General features: G+C 58.9%; 11 protein-coding genes. 8 read left to right on the forward strand and 3 right to left on the reverse strand.

What is annotated here, in order from left to right; all coding sequences use genetic code 11:
* Positions 1–179: 179 nt before the first annotated feature.
* The 4 genes from AC3ITA_RS26260 to AC3ITA_RS26275 all read left to right on the forward strand — a co-directional run bounded on the left by AC3ITA_RS26260 (position 180) and on the right by AC3ITA_RS26275 (position 6430).
* On the forward strand, positions 180–2102 hold the full coding sequence (locus AC3ITA_RS26260; protein WP_008051612.1) for a PrkA family serine protein kinase: 1923 nt from the start codon (positions 180–182) through the stop codon (positions 2100–2102).
* 204 nt (positions 2103–2306) lie between these two features.
* The gene (locus AC3ITA_RS26265) at positions 2307–3578 is read left to right on the forward strand and encodes a YeaH/YhbH family protein (RefSeq protein WP_008051610.1); all 1272 of its coding nucleotides are present in this window, start codon (positions 2307–2309) and stop codon (positions 3576–3578) included.
* Complete coding sequence (locus tag AC3ITA_RS26270; protein ID WP_057713067.1) at positions 3575–5137, forward strand: SpoVR family protein; 1563 nt, start codon at positions 3575–3577, stop codon at positions 5135–5137. Before AC3ITA_RS26265 ends, AC3ITA_RS26270 begins: the two co-directional genes overlap by 4 nt.
* 63 nt (positions 5138–5200) lie before the next feature.
* A complete protein-coding gene (locus AC3ITA_RS26275) occupies positions 5201–6430 on the forward strand; it encodes a multifunctional CCA addition/repair protein (RefSeq protein WP_150672009.1) in 1230 nt (409 codons plus the stop codon).
* 81 nt (positions 6431–6511) lie between these two features.
* Here the strand turns inward: AC3ITA_RS26275 and folK are convergent, their stop codons facing one another.
* Complete coding sequence (gene folK, locus AC3ITA_RS26280) at positions 6512–7030, reverse strand: 2-amino-4-hydroxy-6-hydroxymethyldihydropteridine diphosphokinase (RefSeq protein ID WP_095944856.1); 519 nt, start codon at positions 7028–7030, stop codon at positions 6512–6514.
* Entirely contained in the window at positions 7021–7377 is a 357-nt protein-coding gene (gene folB, locus AC3ITA_RS26285; protein WP_008051601.1) for a dihydroneopterin aldolase, read from the reverse strand. The genes folK and folB overlap by 10 nt, the downstream gene beginning before the upstream one ends.
* A 74-nt stretch (positions 7378–7451) precedes the next feature.
* Between folB and plsY the strand changes: the two genes are divergently transcribed.
* Entirely contained in the window at positions 7452–8021 is a 570-nt protein-coding gene (gene plsY, locus AC3ITA_RS26290; RefSeq protein ID WP_489278774.1) for a glycerol-3-phosphate 1-O-acyltransferase PlsY, read from the forward strand.
* A gap of 23 nt (positions 8022–8044) precedes the next feature.
* On the opposite strand, the gene tsaD is transcribed toward plsY, so the two are convergent.
* Positions 8045–9070: a tRNA (adenosine(37)-N6)-threonylcarbamoyltransferase complex transferase subunit TsaD gene (gene tsaD / locus AC3ITA_RS26295; RefSeq protein WP_489278776.1), complete on the reverse strand. Its 1026-nt coding sequence runs from the start codon at positions 9068–9070 to the stop codon at positions 8045–8047.
* A gap of 199 nt (positions 9071–9269) precedes the next feature.
* Here tsaD and rpsU point away from each other — a divergent pair, with 199 nt between their 5' ends.
* The 3 genes from rpsU to rpoD all read left to right on the forward strand — a co-directional run bounded on the left by rpsU (position 9270) and on the right by rpoD (position 13849).
* A complete protein-coding gene (gene rpsU / locus AC3ITA_RS26300) occupies positions 9270–9485 on the forward strand; it encodes a 30S ribosomal protein S21 (protein ID WP_002551877.1) in 216 nt (71 codons plus the stop codon).
* A 481-nt stretch (positions 9486–9966) separates the two neighbouring features.
* Positions 9967–11934, forward strand: a complete 1968-nt coding sequence (gene dnaG / locus AC3ITA_RS26305) for a DNA primase (RefSeq protein ID WP_008051597.1) — start codon at positions 9967–9969, stop codon at positions 11932–11934.
* A 67-nt stretch (positions 11935–12001) separates the two neighbouring features.
* Positions 12002–13849: an RNA polymerase sigma factor RpoD gene (gene rpoD, locus AC3ITA_RS26310; RefSeq protein WP_489278778.1), complete on the forward strand. Its 1848-nt coding sequence runs from the start codon at positions 12002–12004 to the stop codon at positions 13847–13849.
* The last annotated feature ends 122 nt before the right edge of the window (positions 13850–13971 follow it).

A 13971-nucleotide genomic window follows, 5' to 3' on the forward strand; every position in this document is an offset into this window, starting at 1 on the left:
CGCAGGCCATCCAAAACAGGGGAGAGCCGGTACACCGGCGCGCGGGTCATCGGGAGTAGCTTTCGGAGTAGTCAGCTCCGGGAGAGTTCTGGGGGGTAAACAGCAATCGCCTGTTCGGTTGCTGCCAGCATCGACTGAGTGATCCGGCGTCGGCTCCACGTATCGAGCGAGGTGACGTCATGAGTATCTTTAGCCACTTCCAACAACGCTTCGAGTCCACACGCCAGGAAGAACTCTCTCTGCAGGAGTATCTGGAACTGTGCAAAAAAGACCGTAGCGCCTACGTTTCCGCCGCCGAGCGTCTACTGCTGGCCATCGGTGAACCGGAACTGCTCGACACCTCGACCAACTCGAGACTGTCGCGCATCTTCTCCAACAAGGTCATCCGCCGCTATCCGGCCTTTGAAGACTTCCACGGGATGGAAGAATGCATCGACCAGATCGTGTCGTATTTCCGCCATGCCGCTCAGGGCCTGGAAGAGAAGAAACAGATCCTTTACCTGCTCGGCCCTGTCGGTGGCGGTAAATCGTCCCTGGCCGAGAAGCTCAAGCAATTGATGGAAAAAGTGCCCTTCTATGCCATCAAGGGCTCGCCGGTTTTCGAGTCGCCCCTGGGCCTGTTCAACTCCACTGAAGATGGAGCGATCCTGGAGGAAGACTTCGGCATTCCACGGCGCTACCTCAACACCATCATGTCGCCATGGGCAACCAAGCGCCTGGCCGAATTCGGCGGCGACATCAGTCAGTTCCGCGTGGTGAAACTCTACCCGTCGATCCTCAACCAGATCGCCGTGGCCAAGACCGAACCTGGCGACGAAAACAACCAGGACATCTCGGCGCTGGTGGGCAAGGTCGATATCCGCAAACTGGAGGAGTTCCCGCAGAACGACGCTGATGCATACAGCTACTCGGGCGCACTGTGCCGGTCCAACCAGGGCCTGATGGAGTTCGTCGAAATGTTCAAGGCACCAATCAAGGTGCTGCACCCACTGCTGACCGCCACCCAGGAAGGCAACTACAACAGTACCGAAGGTCTCGGCGCGATTCCGTTCACCGGGATCCTGCTGGCGCACTCCAACGAATCGGAGTGGCACACCTTCCGCAACAACAAGAACAACGAGGCCTTCATCGACCGGATCTACATCGTCAAAGTGCCGTATTGCTTGCGGGTCAGTGACGAAGTGAAGATCTACGACAAGCTGCTGTTCAACAGTTCGCTGGCCAAGGCGCATTGCGCGCCGGACACCCTGAAGATGCTGGCCCAGTTCACCGTACTCTCGCGCCTCAAGGAGCCGGAAAACTCCAACATCTACTCGAAGATGCGCGTGTACGACGGCGAGAACCTCAAGGACACCGATCCGAAAGCCAAGTCGATCCAGGAATACCGCGACAATGCGGGCGTCGACGAAGGCATGAACGGTCTTTCGACCCGGTTCGCCTTCAAGATCCTGTCGAAGGTGTTCAACTTCGATCCGCACGAAATCGCCGCCAACCCGGTGCACTTGCTCTACGTGCTGGAGCAACAGATCGAGCAGGAACAGTTCCAGGCCGAGACCCGCGAACGCTATCTGCGCTTCCTCAAGGAGTACCTGGCACCGCGCTACATCGAGTTCATCGGCAAGGAGATCCAGACCGCCTACCTCGAGTCCTACAGCGAGTACGGCCAGAACATCTTCGATCGTTACGTGCTGTACGCCGACTTCTGGATCCAGGACCAGGAATACCGCGACCCGGAAACCGGCGAGATCCTCAACCGCGTAGCGTTGAACGAAGAACTGGAGAAAATCGAAAAACCGGCCGGCATCAGCAATCCGAAGGATTTCCGCAACGAAATCGTCAACTTCGTCCTGCGTGCCCGTGCCAACAACAACGGCAAGAATCCGACCTGGCTCAGCTACGAAAAACTGCGGGTGGTCATCGAGAAGAAAATGTTCTCCAACACCGAGGACCTGCTGCCGGTCATCAGCTTCAATGCCAAGGCCAGCAAAGAGGACCAGCAGAAACACAACGACTTCGTCACACGGATGGTCGAGCGGGGCTACACCGACAAACAGGTACGACTGCTGTCCGAGTGGTACCTGCGGGTCAGAAAATCACAATAACCCGCTGCCGGTCAGACCGGTTGTCGTCAGCCAGAGGCCTGTGTATGCATTTTCTGTTACACAAGCCTCTGGAAGGTGTTCGAAAGTCGGTAGCGAGTTCAGGCAGCATCCAAAGCGCTTGGGGGAGCGTTCAACATCCCTCGGCTCTCGGTTCGATGCTGTATCACCGCTCGCCCCTTTCAGGACAGCTTCTAAGGAGCAGTCATGAGCTATGTGATCGACCGACGTCTCAATGGCAAGAACAAGAGCACGGTGAACCGCCAGCGGTTTCTGCGGCGGTACCGTGATCACATCAAAAAGGCTGTCGAAGAGGCGGTCAGCCGGCGCTCCATTACCGATATGGAACACGGCGAACAAATCAGCATTCCCGGCCGCGACATCGACGAGCCGGTGCTTCACCACGGTCGCGGTGGCAAGCAGACGGTCGTGCACCCGGGCAACAAGGAATTCACCAGCGGCGAACATATCGCCCGTCCACCGGGAGGCGGTGGCGGCCGGGGCCCCGGCAAGGCCGGTAATTCCGGCGAGGGGATGGACGAATTCGTCTTCCAGATCACTCAGGAAGAGTTCCTCGAATTCATGTTCGAGGATCTCGAACTGCCCAACCTGGTCAAACGCAACCTGACCGGCACGGACACCTTCAAGACCGTGCGGGCCGGGATCAGCAACGAGGGCAACCCGTCGCGGATCAACATCATCCGCACCTTGCGCTCAGCCCACGCCCGGCGAATCGCCCTGTCCGGCAGCAGTCGGGCAAAACTGCGCGAAGCCAAGGAAGAACTTCTGCGACTCAAGCAGGAAGAACCAGACAACTTCGGCGATATTCAGGAAATTGAAGCGGAAATCGAAAAACTCAGCGCGCGCATTCACCGCGTGCCGTTTCTCGACACATTCGACCTCAAGTACAACCTGCTGATCAAACAACCCAACCCCAGCTCCAAGGCCGTGATGTTCTGCCTGATGGACGTGTCCGGCTCGATGACCCAGGCGACCAAGGACATCGCCAAGCGCTTCTTTATCCTGCTGTACCTGTTTCTCAAGCGTAACTACGAAAAGATCGACGTCGTATTCATCCGCCATCACACCAGCGCCCGCGAAGTGGATGAAGAGGAGTTTTTCTACTCCCGGGAAACCGGCGGCACCATCGTCTCCAGCGCCTTGAAACTGATGCAGGAGATCATGGCCGAGCGCTATCCGAGCAACGAGTGGAACATCTACGCCGCCCAGGCCTCCGACGGTGACAACTGGAACGACGACTCCCCGATCTGCCGCGACATCCTGATCAACCAGATCATGCCATTCGTGCAGTACTACACTTACGTTGAGATCACCCCGCGCGAACACCAGGCCCTGTGGTTCGAGTACGAGCGCATCGCCGAAGCCTTTTCCGACACATTTGCCCAGCAACAACTGGTCTCGGCCGGGGATATCTATCCGGTCTTCCGTGAACTCTTCCAGCGCAGGTTAGTGACATGACCGCCAAAGAGCAGAAACGCCAACCCATTTCCACCGGCTCCGAATGGACGTTCGAGCTGATCCAGGCCTACGACCGTGAAATCAGTCGTATTGCGGCCGGTTACGCCCTCGATACGTATCCCAATCAGATCGAAGTGATCACCGCCGAACAGATGATGGACGCCTACGCCTCGGTCGGTATGCCACTGGGTTATCACCACTGGTCCTACGGCAAGCACTTCCTCAGCACAGAAAAGTCCTACACCCGCGGCCAGATGGGGCTGGCGTACGAGATCGTGATCAACTCCGACCCCTGCATCGCCTACCTGATGGAAGAAAACACCATCTGCATGCAGGCGCTGGTGGTGGCCCATGCGTGCTACGGGCACAACAGCTTTTTCAAAGGCAACTACCTGTTCCGCACCTGGACCGACGCCAGTTCGATCATCGATTACCTGGTGTTTGCCAAGCAGTACATCATGCAGTGCGAAGAACGCCACGGCATCGACGCGGTCGAGGACCTGCTCGACTCCTGCCATGCACTGATGAACTATGGTGTCGACCGTTACAAACGCCCTTATCCGATCTCTGCGGAAGAAGAACGTCGCCGGCAAAAGGACCGGGAAGAACATTTACAGAAACAGATCAACGATCTGTGGCGCACCATTCCCAAGGGCGCGGACAAATACAGCGACAAGGACAACGCACGCTTCCCCGCCGAACCTCAGGAAAACATCCTGTACTTCATCGAAAAACACGCGCCGCTGCTGGAACCATGGCAGCGGGAAATCGTACGTATCGTGCGCAAGATCGCCCAGTACTTTTATCCACAGCGTCAGACCCAAGTGATGAACGAGGGTTGGGCCACGTTCTGGCACTACACCCTGATGAACGACCTGTACGATGAAGGTCTGGTCACCGACGGCTTCATGATGGAGTTCCTGACGTCCCATACCAGCGTGGTGTTCCAGCCTGGCTTCGATAGCCCTTACTACAGCGGCATCAACCCCTACGCCCTGGGGTTTGCCATGTACCGCGACATCCGTCGCATGTGTGAAGAACCCACGGAAGAAGATCGCCGCTGGTTCCCGGACATTGCCGGTACCGATTGGCTGGCAGCCATCAAGTTCGCCATGAGCAGCTTCAAGGATGAAAGCTTCATCCTGCAGTACCTGTCGCCCAAGGTGATCCGCGACCTGAAGCTGTTCAGCATTCTCGATGACGACCAGAAGGACGACCTGCTGGTGCCCGCCATTCACGACGAAGGTGGCTACCGCATCATCCGTGAAACCCTTGCGGCACAGTACAACCTGGGCAATCGCGAGCCCAACGTGCAGATCTACAGCATCGACCGCCGTGGCGACCGCTCCCTGACCCTGCGCCACCAGCAGCACGACCGCAAACCACTGGGGGACTCGACTGAAGAAGTGCTCAAACACCTGCACCGCCTCTGGGGCTTCGACATTCACCTGGAAACCCTGCAAGGCGATCAGGTCATGAAAACCCACCATGTGCCGCCCAGAAGCGAGCACAGCGAAGGTGATTACGGACGCCTGGACTTGGCCGTCATCCATCTTTGATACCGTTTGTGCCTCCGAAAGCTCGATGCAACGGTTATCCTGTCGAGCTAACGGAGGTTTTTTATGCGTATTTATAAAGTCGGCGGCGCGGTACGTGATCGCCTGCTGGGCAAACCGGTTACCGATATCGACTGGGTCGTGGTTGGCGCCACCACCGAAGAGATGCTCGCCAAGGGCTTTCGCCCGGTGGGCGCGGATTTCCCGGTGTTCCTACACCCAAAAAGCGGTGAGGAATACGCCCTCGCCCGCACCGAGCGCAAAAGCGGACGCGGTTACGGCGGGTTCACTTTTCACGCCAGCCCCGAAGTCACCCTCGAAGAAGACCTGATCCGTCGCGACCTGACCATCAATGCCATGGCCGAAGACGATCAGCAGAACCTGACCGACCCGTACCACGGCCAGCGCGATCTCGAAGCGCGCCTGCTTCGCCACGTTTCCCCGGCATTTGCCGAAGATCCGCTCCGGGTCCTGCGTGTTGCCCGCTTCGCGGCGCGTTATGCGACCCTGGGCTTTACCGTTGCCCCGGAAACACTGGCACTGATGCGCCAACTCAGCGAGTCAGGCGAGCTTGAAGCACTGACGCCGGAGCGCAGCTGGAAGGAAATCTCCCGCGCCCTGATGGAAGATCAGCCACAGGTGTTTGTTGAGGTTCTACGCGCATGCGACGCACTCAAGGTGCTGATGCCCGAAGTCGACGCGCTGTTTGGCGTACCGCAACCACCCGCCCACCACCCGGAAATCGATACAGGCGCACATACCCTGAGCGTGCTGCAGCAAGCCGCAATACATAAACAGCCACTGACCGTGCGCTGGGCGTGCCTGCTGCACGACCTGGGCAAGGGCCTGACGCCAGAGGAAGAATGGCCGCGACACATTGCCCACGAGTTCAAGGGCCTGAAGCTGATCAAAGCAGTCAATGAACGCTTCAAGGTGCCGAGGGACTGCCAGGAACTGGCGCTGCTGGTGGGCGAATATCACACCCATGGGCATCGCGCCCTTGAGCTGAAGCCATCGACATTGCTGGAGCTGCTGCAAAGCTTCGACATTTACCGTCGGCCACAGCGGTTCGAGGAGTTCATCGCGGCATGCGAGATGGATGCGCGTGGGCGCAAAGGGCTGGAAGAACGAAGTTATCCACAGGCGGATTATTTGCGCGGTGCAGCGACTGCCGCTCGTAGTGTGGCGGTCCAGCCATTGCTGGAGAAAGGCTTCAAGGGGCCGGATCTGGGGGAGGCGATCAAGCGTGAGCGGCTAAAAGCCTTGAAAGCCTACAAAGAGACCGCGTCGACCTGAAAAGCTTCGCGAGCAGGTTCGCTCCCACAGACTTACGCTAACCCTGTGGGAGCGAGCCCGCTCGCGAAGACGTCAGTAAGGTCACAACAAATCTGAAGGCGTCAGCTGCTCACCGCGCCATTCGAAAGCCACTGGCGCCAACACTTGATCAATTTGCGCTTGAGCCCACAAGGTCGCAAAACTCTTGCCTGCGCCCGGGTGCACGCGATCCGGCGCTATCAACGACAACGGCCACAGAACGAACGCATTTTTCAGAATTTCTGCCCGCGGCAAGATCAGGCCATCGAAGTTGCCCATCAGGTCACCGAACAACAACACGTCGATATCCAGTGGCAAACCTCGGCGATCCGGTGCGTAACGACCGTTATCAGCCTCAATGAACTTCAGACGACGATCAAGCTCAATCAGTGGCAGATCGGTATACGCCGACACCACGAAATTGAAAAACGGCCCGCTCTTGATGCCCACCGGCTGGCTTTCGAACACCGCCGAACAGCGGATATCGACCAGGAACGCCGCCAAAGCATCGAGCCCCGCCCGCAAATGGGTTTCACGCTCGATATTGCTACCGAGCCCGAGGTACACCTGAGTCAGCGACATCCGCGCTCGATCTCCACGCCCACACCGCCGGTGGCAGCCGGCACGGCGCCGGGCTTGGTCAGCTTCAGGCGCATCCAGGTGATCTTGAATTCGCTCATCAGCACTTCAACCAGGCGCTCTGCAAAGGTTTCCACCAGCTGGAATTGCGCCTGCTCGGCAAACGCCTGGATGCGTGAGGAAACACTGGCGTAGTCGAGCGCCAGGGTCAGGTCATCACCGGCTGCGGCCGGGCGATTATCCCAGGCGAAGCTCAGATCAAGACGCAAGCACTGTCGGATGCCTCGTTCCCAGTCGTAGGCACCAATCACCGTGTCGACTTCCAGGCCCTCGATAAACACTCTGTCCAAGCACTTCTCTCCGCTACACGACAAGGGCGCAATGCGCCGTTAGAATCAGGGCGTCCTCGCCCGGAATAGTTAGCATGTTTTGGTTATTGGCGATCCTCGCCTACCTGCTCGGCTCTCTGTCCTTTGCCATTTTGCTCAGCCGCCTGACCGGTAACCCCGATCCGCGAATGAGTGGCTCGGGCAATGCCGGTGCCACCAACATGTTCCGCCTGGCCGGCAAGAAACTCGCTATCCTGACCCTGCTCGGCGACCTTTGCAAAGGCCTGCTGCCGGTACTGATTGCACGCCTTGCGGGCCTTTCGCAGCAGGAACAGGCCTGGATCGGCGTTTATGCCGTCATCGGCCATCTGTTTCCGTTGTACTTTCGCTTTCGCGGCGGCAAGGGTGTCGCCACCGCTGCCGGCATGTTGCTGGGACTCTACCCGCCCGCAGCCCTTCTGGCGGTCTGCGCCTGGCTCTTGACGTTCTACCTGACCCGCACCAGCTCCCTGGCCGCCCTCATCGCCACACCGCTGACCCTGCCGTTGCTGGCCTGGCAAGAACCGGCCGCCCTGCTACCCATGAGCGCGCTCACCGGGCTGATCGTCTGGCGTCATCGCGGCAATCTACGCGACCTGTTTGCCGGCCGCGAACGGCATTTTTAGCGGCCGGACATAAGCACCGCTCATCAAAGCGCCGACAACTGCTCCATCGGCCAACGCGCCTGCACGCTGATTGCCAGGCTTTCCTGCTGACCGGCCCGCAAGCGCTGGCAACCGGCGAACGCGATCATTGCGCCATTATCGGTGCAGAACTCAGGACGCGCATAAAACACGTCGCCCTTCATGTCGCCGAGCATTTTTTCGAGGGACGCGCGCAACGCCTTGTTGGCACTGACGCCTCCAGCAATCACCAGGCGCTTCATGCCGGCGGCCTTCAGGGCACGCTTGCACTTGATGGTCAAAGTCTCCACCACGGCCTGCTGGAACGCCAGCGAGATGTCGCAACGGGCTTGCTCGCCGTCGTCTCCGGCGCTGACGCACTGCTGCCAGGTGTTCAACGCAAAGGTTTTCAGGCCACTGAAGCTGAAATCCAGGCCCGGGCGGTCGCACATCGGCCGCGGGAAGACGAAACGCCCTGCAACGCCCTGCTCTGCAAGGCGAGCAATCTCAGGCCCACCCGGATAATTGAGCCCCATCATCTTGGCCGTTTTGTCGAAGGCCTCGCCGGCGGCGTCATCCAGGGTCTCACCCAGAAGCGTGTACTGGCCGATTCCGTCGACCTGAACCAGTTGCGTATGACCACCCGACACCAACAAAGCGACGAACGGAAACTCCGGCGGTTGCGACTCCAGCATCGGCGCCAGCAAGTGGCCTTCCATGTGATGCACGCCGAGGGCCGGAATACCCCAGGCAAAGGCCAGCGCCTGAGCGCAGGAAGCCCCTACCAACAAGGCACCGACCAGGCCAGGACCCGCGGTGTAGGCGATCGCGTCGATCTCGGTCGGCACGCAGTCGGCCTCGGCCAACACCTGACGAATCAAGGGCAGCATGCGTTTGACGTGATCGCGCGAAGCCAGCTCCGGCACCACGCCACCATAGGCGCGGTGCAGGTCGATCTGACTGAACAGCGCATCGGCCAGCAGGCCGCGTTCACTGTCATACAATGCGACACCGGTTTCGTCGCAGGAGGTTTCTAATCCCAGTACTAGCATGGGTTTGCGCCTTGTTTAGGCTGAATTCGAAGGCGCGCATAATAGTCGTCGCGTGATGCCCCGACCAGCGGTTTTCGATCAGAGGCTTTGCATTCCGAGCGATGAGGGGTTAACATCCGCAACCCTTAAAAACCGACGTCTTCAAGTGCTCTTTTGCCGCGAGGATGTTGACCCCGGTAATGAATGAAGGTAGCTCTGGATGCCAGCCGTCAAAGTAAAAGAGAACGAACCCTTCGACGTAGCTCTGCGTCGTTTCAAGCGCTCCTGCGAAAAAGCCGGTGTACTGGCTGAAGTTCGTAGCCGCGAATTTTACGAGAAGCCAACTTCTGAGCGTAAGCGCAAAGCAGCAGCCGCTGTTAAGCGTCACGCCAAGAAAGTTCAGCGCGAACAGCGCCGCGCCGTTCGTCTGTACTAATACACAGACGATCGTAGCAAGCTTCTGCCAAGCCCGGCCCTCAGCCGGGCTTATGGCATTTGCGTAAAACGCTTGATGCTTCACTGTCAAAGCCGCAGACGCGACCGAGACAAATCTGCTTCACCGCGTCAGACCTGGCTCTTTTGCCAGCGGTGCACGTCTTTTCTGACGAGCCTTTCAAGGCTACTGACGAGCACACCCACTGATTCCTCTCACGACGATCAGCCCAAGGCACCTGCTTGCGTGCCAGATGATGAGCTATCCGGGGCCGATGATTGGCCGCTGCGGATTCAGCGCAACACATTCAAACAGTCGAATACTGATTGGCATTAACGTCAGTGGATTTTCGGCAGATACACTTCCCGACAGCGATTACGCAGACGACACCGGTCGAGCCGCACACTTTGCGCGCCTCAAACAATGACCGCGTTCGGCCGCCGTACGTTTCGGACCCCTTTTCAGCGCAGATGACGAGAACGCCATGGCCGGGCTAATTCCCCAGAGCTTCATTGACGACCTTCTGAACCGCACCGACATCGTCGATGTGGTCAGCTCGCGCCTGCAATTGAAAAAGGCCGGCAAGAACCACACTGCCTGCTGCCCGTTCCACAAGGAAAAGACTCCGTCGTTCAGCGTCAGCCCCGACAAGCAGTTCTATTACTGCTTCGGCTGCGGCGCTGGCGGCAACGCCCTCGGCTTCATCATGGACCACGACAACCTGGATTTCGTCCAGGCTGTCGAAGAACTGGCCAAAGCCGCCGGCATGGAAATCCCCCGCGAAGAAAGCGGTCGCCCGCACAAACCGCGCCAGCCGACCGATTCGCCGCTGTATCCACTACTGAGCGCCGCTGCCGACTTTTATCGCCAGGCCCTGAAAAGCCATCCATCGCGCAAGGCCGCGGTGGAATACCTGAAAGGTCGCGGGCTGACCGGCGAAATCGCCCGGGACTTCGGCCTGGGTTTTGCCCCACCTGGCTGGGACAACCTGTTCAAGCACCTGAGCAGCGATACCCTGCAACAAAAAGCCATGATCGATGCCGGCCTGCTGATCGAAAACGCCGAAAGCGGTAAACGTTACGACCGCTTCCGCGACCGCGTGATGTTTCCGATCCGCGACAGTCGCGGGCGCGTCATCGCCTTCGGCGGCCGGGTATTGGGCGACGACAAGCCGAAGTACCTGAACTCCCCGGAAACCCCGGTTTTCCATAAAGGCCAGGAACTCTACGGCCTGTACGAAGCGCGCAAGACCAACCGCAACCTCGACGAGATCATCGTCGTCGAGGGCTACATGGACGTCATTGCCCTGGCCCAGCAAGGCCTGCGCAACGCCGTCGCGACCCTGGGCACCGCCACCAGCGAGGAACACCTCAAGCGACTGTTTCGCGTCGTTCCCAGCGTACTGTTCTGCTTCGACGGCGACCAGGCCGGCCGCAATGCGGCATGGCGGGCACTGGAGGCGACACTTTCGAGCCTGCAGGACGGTCGTCGCGCACGCTTCCTGTTCTTGCCCGAAGGCGAGGACCCGGACACCCTGGTCCGCTCCGAAGGCACCGATGCCTTCCGCGCACGGATCAACCAGCACGCGCAGCCACTGGCCGATTACTTCTTCCAGCAACTGACGGAAGAAGCCGACCCACGGTCGCTTGAGGGCAAGGCCCACATGGCCACCCTCGCCGCGCCGTTGATCGACAAAGTCCCGGGCGCCAACCTGCGCACCCTGATGCGTCAGCGCCTGAGCGAAATCACCGGCCTGAGCGGCGAAGCGGTGAGTCAATTGGCACAAAGCGCCCCGCAAGAAGCGCCGCCGGCCTACGACCCGGGCATCGATTACGACGCGATGCCCGATTACAGCGACTATCATCAGCCGCAGGCACAGGAAATGTATGTGCCGCAGCAGGAATGGACGCCGAAGAAACCCGGTGCAGGAGGCAAGAAATGGGACAAGAAACCGTGGGACAAGAATGGCAAACGGGGCGGTGATCGCGATCAACCCCGCGCGCCACGGGTGCCCGCCGCCGTAGAACCGCCAACCCTCGCCGCCTTGCGCACGTTGCTGCATCACCCGCAACTGGCCGAAAAAGTCGAGGATGCCGGGCACTTCGCCGCCGAGGATCACACCAACACGCAATTGCTGGTGGCGCTGCTCGAAGCTGTGCAGAAGAATCCCAAGCTAAACTCAATTCAACTGATTGCGCGTTGGCACGGCACAGAACAAGGCCGCTTGCTCAAGGCCCTGGCGGAAAAGGAATGGCTGATTGATGGAGATAACCTTGAACAACAGTTTTTCGACACCATTACTAGCTTGTCAGCCCGCCAACGCGAGCGAAATCTGGAACAACTTCTGCGAAAAGCGCGTCAAAGCGAATTGACCAGCGAAGAGAAAAATCAACTGCGCGACCTCTTGAGTCGCAATGTTTCCGCATCAAACCCGACCTCAACTGGCGCGTGAGGTCATAGCTCAGGTATAATCCTCGGCTTGTTTTTTGCCCGCCAAGACCTTCAGTGGATAGGGTGTTATGTCCGGAAAAGCGCAACAGCAGTCTCGTATCAAAGAGTTGATCACCCTTGGTCGTGAGCAGGGCTACCTGACTTACGCGGAGGTCAACGACCACCTGCCGGAGGATATTTCAGATCCGGAACAGGTGGAAGACATCATCCGCATGATCAATGACATGGGGATCAACGTATTCGAGGTTGCGCCAGATAAGGATTCCCTTATGCTGGCCGACGCCGATACCGACGAAGCCGCAGCCGAAGAGGCCGCTGCAGCGTTGGCTGCGGTCGAGACCGACATTGGTCGCACTACCGACCCGGTGCGCATGTATATGCGCGAAATGGGTACGGTGGAGCTCCTCACGCGTGAAGGCGAAATCGAAATCGCCAAGCGTATTGAAGAGGGCATCCGTGAGGTGATGAGCGCAATCGCGCACTTCCCAGGCACGGTTGATCATATTCTCTCCGAGTACACCCGCGTCACCACCGAAGGTGGCCGCCTGTCCGACGTCCTGAGCGGTTATATCGACCCGGACGACGGCATTGCGCCGCCTGCGGCAGAAGTGCCGCCGCCGATTGACGCGAAAGCCGTCAAGGCGGATGACGATTCCGACGACGACGAAGCCGAAGCCTCGGATGACGAGGAAGAAGCCGAAAGCGGTCCGGATCCAATCATCGCCGCACAGCGCTTTGGCGCTGTGGCCGATCAGATGGAAATCACCCGCAAGGCGCTGAAAAAGCACGGTCGCAACAATAAGGCAACGATTGCCGAGCTGTTGGCCCTGGCCGAACTGTTCATGCCGATCAAACTGGTGCCAAAGCAATTCGAAGGCCTGGTCGAGCGTGTTCGCAGTGCCTTGGATCGCCTGCGTCAGCAAGAGCGCGCAATCATGCAGCTCTGCGTTCGTGATGCACGCATGCCGCGTGCCGATTTCCTGCGCCAGTTCCCGGGCAACGAAGTCGACGAAAGCTGGAGTGACGCCCTGGCCAAAGGCAAAGGCAAGTACGCTGAAGCCATTGGTCGTCTGCAGCCGGACATCATCCGTTGCCAGCAGAAGCTGACCGCGCTGGAAACCGAAACCGGTTTGACCATCGCTGAAATCAAGGACATCAACCGTCGCATGTCGATCGGTGAGGCCAAGGCCCGCCGCGCGAAGAAAGAGATGGTTGAAGCCAACTTGCGTCTGGTGATCTCGATCGCCAAGAAGTACACCAACCGTGGCCTGCAATTCCTCGATCTGATCCAGGAAGGCAACATCGGCTTGATGAAAGCGGTAGACAAGTTCGAATACCGTCGCGGCTACAAGTTCTCGACTTATGCCACCTGGTGGATCCGTCAGGCGATCACTCGCTCGATCGCCGACCAGGTCCGCACCATCCGTATTCCGGTGCACATGATCGAGACGATCAACAAGCTCAACCGCATTTCCCGCCAGATGCTGCAGGAAATGGGTCGCGAACCGACCCCGGAAGAGCTGGGCGAACGCATGGAAATGCCTGAGGACAAGATCCGCAAGGTATTGAAGATCGCTAAAGAGCCGATCTCCATGGAAACCCCGATCGGTGATGACGAAGACTCCCATCTGGGTGACTTCATCGAAGACTCGACCATGCAGTCGCCAATCGATGTTGCAACCGTTGAGAGCCTTAAGGAAGCGACTCGCGAAGTGCTGTCCGGCCTCACTGCCCGTGAAGCCAAGGTACTGCGCATGCGCTTCGGTATCGACATGAATACCGACCACACTCTCGAAGAGGTTGGTAAGCAGTTCGACGTGACCCGTGAGCGGATTCGTCAGATCGAAGCCAAGGCGCTGCGCAAGCTGCGCCACCCGACGAGAAGCGAGCATCTGCGCTCCTTCCTCGACGAGTGATACCAGAACCCCCGGCCCAGGCCGGGGGTTTTGTTTTATGGCAGATTAATATCTCCGCACCTCCCCCTCCGCCCCGTAGCCCGTCTACACTCGAAACAATCCCCAGAGCCATAACGAGACCG

The sequence above is a fragment of the Pseudomonas sp. GL_090 genome (assembly GCF_057837765.1).

Coding starts and splice junctions, on each gene's coding strand:
- AC3ITA_RS26260 (WP_008051612.1), top strand. CDS start 180: ATGAGTATCTTTAGCCACTTCCAACAACGCTTCGAGTCCACACGCCAG.
- rpsU (WP_002551877.1), top strand. CDS start 9,270: ATGCCAGCCGTCAAAGTAAAAGAGAACGAACCCTTCGACGTAGCTCTG.
- AC3ITA_RS26275 (WP_150672009.1), top strand. CDS start 5,201: ATGCGTATTTATAAAGTCGGCGGCGCGGTACGTGATCGCCTGCTGGGC.
- AC3ITA_RS26265 (WP_008051610.1), top strand. CDS start 2,307: ATGAGCTATGTGATCGACCGACGTCTCAATGGCAAGAACAAGAGCACG.
- AC3ITA_RS26270 (WP_057713067.1), top strand. CDS start 3,575: ATGACCGCCAAAGAGCAGAAACGCCAACCCATTTCCACCGGCTCCGAA.
- plsY (WP_489278774.1), top strand. CDS start 7,452: ATGTTTTGGTTATTGGCGATCCTCGCCTACCTGCTCGGCTCTCTGTCC.
- tsaD (WP_489278776.1), bottom strand. CDS start 9,070: ATGCTAGTACTGGGATTAGAAACCTCCTGCGACGAAACCGGTGTCGCA.
- rpoD (WP_489278778.1), top strand. CDS start 12,002: ATGTCCGGAAAAGCGCAACAGCAGTCTCGTATCAAAGAGTTGATCACC.
- dnaG (WP_008051597.1), top strand. CDS start 9,967: ATGGCCGGGCTAATTCCCCAGAGCTTCATTGACGACCTTCTGAACCGC.
- folK (WP_095944856.1), bottom strand. CDS start 7,030: ATGTCGCTGACTCAGGTGTACCTCGGGCTCGGTAGCAATATCGAGCGT.